Source organism: Xenorhabdus sp. PB30.3 (assembly GCF_963895965.1).
Lineage (GTDB): Bacteria > Pseudomonadota > Gammaproteobacteria > Enterobacterales > Enterobacteriaceae > Xenorhabdus > Xenorhabdus stockiae.
Map to the genome: position 1 here is coordinate 1 of NZ_CAWQMW010000062.1, position 4197 is coordinate 4197.

A 4197-nucleotide genomic window follows, 5' to 3' on the forward strand; every position below is an offset into this window, starting at 1 on the left:
AAAGCGGTCAGTACCGCCGCAAATCGGGCAAGCGCCGTGTTTGCCTTTTGCCGGAACATCAACACCACAAGCAGGCAACAGGCTTTGCCAGTGATTGATGGCTGATGTTTTCACTGTTCGAATAACATCTAACGGGCGGCTTTTCTGATTATTATTTCCCTGACTCATGATCACTCGTCCTCGCCATTAACCGCTGCATAGAGCGAATAGTAAACTTCCTGATTAATATCACAGGCTAGCGATAGCAAATCGTGTAACTCTTCCGAACAGTGTTGGCTGACCTGCTCAAGAATGACCTCATATAAAGAAGTACATAAACCCGCACGAAATGAAGCCTGGCCTAATGGATCGGATTTTCTGTATACAATGCAATTAACTAATTTATTCACTGGATTCTGTGGGGCATGTTTCGATAGGTCGCGATAAACCTCCTGATGAATGCCGTGTGCCAATGCAATCAGATTATTTAAATTGATTTCGCATTCACCTTTGGCCTTTTTGGTAATGAACGTGAAAAGTGAAATACCCAAACCTGCACGATATAACGCCTGTTTTAGTGAGATAGGTTTATGACTCATGGTATGCCCCCTGACATAATGCGAAGATCAAAGAGGACATATCAGCCAGCCGCTGAGTGCCGGATGTAATAAGGAATGTAAATTTAAGGCGAGTTTGGTTAGACTGTGTATCAGCCATAGCATTAGCTCCAATAATGTTGTGGTCAGACGCCCTACATGTGTTGCGATCACTGTGGGGCGTTGTTCTATTAGGCTCTGCCGTGATAAGGTGTGTACCTAATGTATATGATACTATTCCGATAGGTACACACATGTCAACGGTAAAAAGAGATAAAAGCCCTAAAGGTGAAGGCAAAGCGCCAGCTTTCCAAATACGGATGCAGCCTGAATTTAAGAAACAATTATCAGAATTAGCCAAAAATGAAGGCATGAGTCTGGGAAATTGGTTTAAGGAATTAGCCCGTAAGGAATTACAATCACAGGGAATTGAACCCAAAGGTTGAGCCGCCCGGCAATAAACCCAGTTATTAATTAATCCTCTCAAAAAAGTAACTATCTCAAATTGGTGACTCCTTAAATAAAAGGAGTCTTTATAGTTAATAACCGCCATCACATCCCTTATCCGAAAAAATCAGATTATTTTTAGAGTGAGTTTGTCCACTACCAATTAAGGCAGTTAATTTTTCCATTACGTTATTATTTAATTGGCAGGTTTACGGCTATATGGATTATTTATATTTTCTACGATTGGCAGATTTCGTACGGCATGAACTAATCCTAGTCTAGTAACATGTTGTTTAAAAAGCACTTTATCTTTTGGGGAAGTGCTTTTTTTATTTTTGTTTATACAAATATTTATACACGGAAAAATTCTTATCTCCGTCGGAGATAAGCAAGTAAGCAATGGGAAAACTTGGAAACAAGTAAAAAGCCATGAGAACAAGGGAAGCGCCTTTGTTATCTCAGGGTTTAAAATTTCAGATAGTGATTTTTTGCTATATAAACAGGAACCACATCTTCAAGAATCTTTATCAGCTGTGGATCCATATAAAGATAATCATCAGGAATATCGAGAACATGGATCGGCTTATAGGTAAGCAAACGGGAAAACACAGCTTTTAACCGATTTTTATGCTTCTGTTCCATGACACAAATAATATCAGCCCAACGAATAAGATCAGGTGTCACCTGCTTTTTGGCACTACTGCTTGTACCAGCAGATCGAACAGACCAGTTTACATCATTACGCCATATTTGCTCTGCTGTCGGACTACGCCATTGATTGCGACTACAAATAAATAAAATATTCATAAATCCTTAAGGGCATTCCGCGTTAACACCACATAACTAAACAGAGGGAGAGGGTATATCATAGCTAATTGTTTGACTCTTTGCTAAGCTCCTATTTCACCTATTACCCATATATTCCTTATTTTTATTAAATCCATCGGACGCTAATAGTACTGAAAGTAAATAGCCAATAATAAAATTTCAGTTTATCGCTATTTCATTAAAATCAGTGGGTAAACATAATTAATTGGGATTATTAATATAATAAGTTATTTATTTTATATTAGTAAAATATAAATTTCACCATTAGAATAATGAACTTAATTAAGAACACACTAACTCTCTTTTCTACTCTTCCTATATCAGATAGTTTATCATTCAATTAAAGCCATAAAAAAACAGTTTTAATTTTATAATATAGATAGGTTTCGATTACTCATTCAGGATATTATTTTTATGTCAGATAAATTAATAGATACATGGATTGAATTGCATAATTCAACATCAGAAGAGCAAAAGGGAAAACTTTTTATTGAGTTTTTAAATTTATTTCATTCCTCAGATTTTTGGCTTATCAGCCCCATTTCTGAGGAGAAAGGTGCCTACTCGTTTTCGATAAAGCAAGATCCTGAGTTTCATTTCAGACCTTATATTGTTGCTTACCTTTCGGAAGAAAATCCGGCTTCATGGCATAATGCAGAATCTATCGATAATGATCCTGAAAACCTTCATCAATTCGGTGCTGAACATTTGTACTATCTTATTGATGAGTTTCAATGTGATCTCGTTATCTACAATGGTGATAATTACATTATCTTTGATCAAGATACCCTGACACATATAAAAAATTCGGCTCAAACTACAGATGATCTACCAGAGGAAAGAAACGAGATATATCTCCCTCATAATCCACAGCCTTTTTTAACCTCTGATTGGGGCATGATACTAGGTGCTCCCTATGCCTACTTTAATGGATGGAGTTGTAATGATTATTCTCCAGAAGAGGATGACGCTGGTTTGTCATCAGCCTGGGGAATTGAAAATCGGCAAGATCTAGTTTTCCAGTTATTTAAACTAATGGTTAACGGGCATGCTGCTGATTATTACAAGATGCGAGATGAACTCAGTGAATTATCAAAACCGGAATTTGATGAAATTTTAGCGGGCATTCAGCAAAGTGATATGAATGCATACGATAAGCAGGAAATCATCTGGCGTTATACCATGATGTATGACAATGAAAACGATATTCAAAATATCCAATATTTGGCATGGGACTATGTTCGTTTCAGTATGTTGTGCCTGAACGGATGCAAACTGCAATATATCACGGAACAGGAAGCTAAAAACTGGACGCTCATGCTCGCCCCACTGTTACGAATGGTTTATAGCGGATGGGACGATCTGTGGTACCACTTTGCGCTCACACGCTGGTTTTGGGCATCCACTGATGAAGGCTGGGCTGAATGCCAGTCCGAGTATATTGGTATTATTCGTGCACTGCTGAATGATCCGAATAGCCCAACAGTTGCGATCAATTGGAATAGCGAGTTACCACCAATCGAAACCCACTCATTTGCTCAGGCACTAACTGAAGTTTTAGCCGAACAAAACCCAGATGCTGAGGTTAATTTTAATGAAGTGCATGATGCCATTAGAGAACAAGTCAGGGCTGATGAGCCATAAGCCGTCAAAAACCAGTTGCTATCTGTGTTCACTGATTATGCAATCCACTTCGGCAACCATATAAGTATAAACGCCAGCACTATCTAGCTGGCGTAATTTTGCTCTAAATTATCGCATCTTATTACTATCCTGAATAAATATTTAATCCTGGTGAACGTATTATCTCTCAAATGTCACTATTGATATTTCATACAGATATTCTGAATTAGATGGGGTGAAAACAAGTTAAGTGGCGATAAATCAGGCAGTATATGCCGTTAGATGAGAAAATTATCGGTTATTAAATAAGGTTTATTTTTCAGCTTATATAATAGGCTGAATTAGATAATCTTCACCATCTCTTCATACAAAAATCCTAATTATATTAATATGCGCATTGTCAGATGACGAGATAGAAATCAGTGTCTTTTACTTACTTTCAGCCAATTTTATGAGGAAAGCTCTAAATAAACAGCTTTTCTAACAATTGAGTTTATAAAGTAAACACATGTAATTAAATAAAAAATATCCCACTTGCACTAATAAATTTAATTCATTGATTTTATTTGAAAAATTAAAAAATGGAATCGAATTATTGATAAAAAAACGAACTGTATCTGAAATGTTCAAAAGTGCGAGTAAACGGAAATTTTATGCGAAATAAAAGTCAATTTAGTGGAAAAGGTTTTTATAAGTAATATTTTCTAATTAAAATTTTTAATTT

The 4197-nt window shown here is 36.5% G+C and carries 6 protein-coding genes; 2 read left to right on the plus strand and 4 right to left on the minus strand.

The features are described 5' to 3' along the window. The 3 genes from AACX38_RS04910 to AACX38_RS04920 all read right to left on the minus strand — a co-directional run. Window positions 1-168, minus strand: a 168-nt coding sequence (locus AACX38_RS04910; RefSeq protein ID WP_339385659.1) for a primase-helicase zinc-binding domain-containing protein, incomplete at its 3' end; no start/stop codon positions are given. 2 nt (window positions 169-170) lie between these two features. Beyond that, window positions 171-578 (minus strand): hypothetical protein, encoded by a 408-nt coding sequence (locus AACX38_RS04915; protein WP_228865826.1) that lies wholly within the window; start codon window positions 576-578, stop codon window positions 171-173. Continuing rightward, window positions 568-696 carry a hypothetical protein gene (locus AACX38_RS04920; RefSeq protein WP_255712291.1) on the minus strand — a complete coding sequence of 43 codons (129 nt, stop codon included), beginning with the start codon at window positions 694-696 and terminating at the stop codon, window positions 568-570. The genes AACX38_RS04915 and AACX38_RS04920 overlap by 11 nt, the downstream gene beginning before the upstream one ends. Before the next feature lie 133 nt (window positions 697-829). Between AACX38_RS04920 and AACX38_RS04925 the strand changes: the two genes are divergently transcribed. Further along, window positions 830-1021, plus strand: a complete 192-nt coding sequence (locus AACX38_RS04925; RefSeq protein ID WP_099110404.1) for a toxin-antitoxin system HicB family antitoxin — start codon at window positions 830-832, stop codon at window positions 1019-1021. Between the two features lie 466 nt (window positions 1022-1487). Here AACX38_RS04925 and AACX38_RS04930 read toward each other — a convergent pair whose 3' ends face one another. Beyond that, the gene (locus AACX38_RS04930) at window positions 1488-1829 is read right to left on the minus strand and encodes a low molecular weight protein tyrosine phosphatase family protein (protein WP_228865827.1); all 342 of its coding nucleotides are present in this window, start codon (window positions 1827-1829) and stop codon (window positions 1488-1490) included. Window positions 1830-2264: 435 nt separating this feature from the next. On the opposite strand from AACX38_RS04930, the gene AACX38_RS04935 reads away from it, so the two are divergent. Continuing rightward, entirely contained in the window at window positions 2265-3494 is a 1230-nt protein-coding gene (locus AACX38_RS04935) for a DUF1266 domain-containing protein (RefSeq protein WP_228865828.1), read from the plus strand. The last annotated feature ends 703 nt before the right edge of the window (window positions 3495-4197 follow it).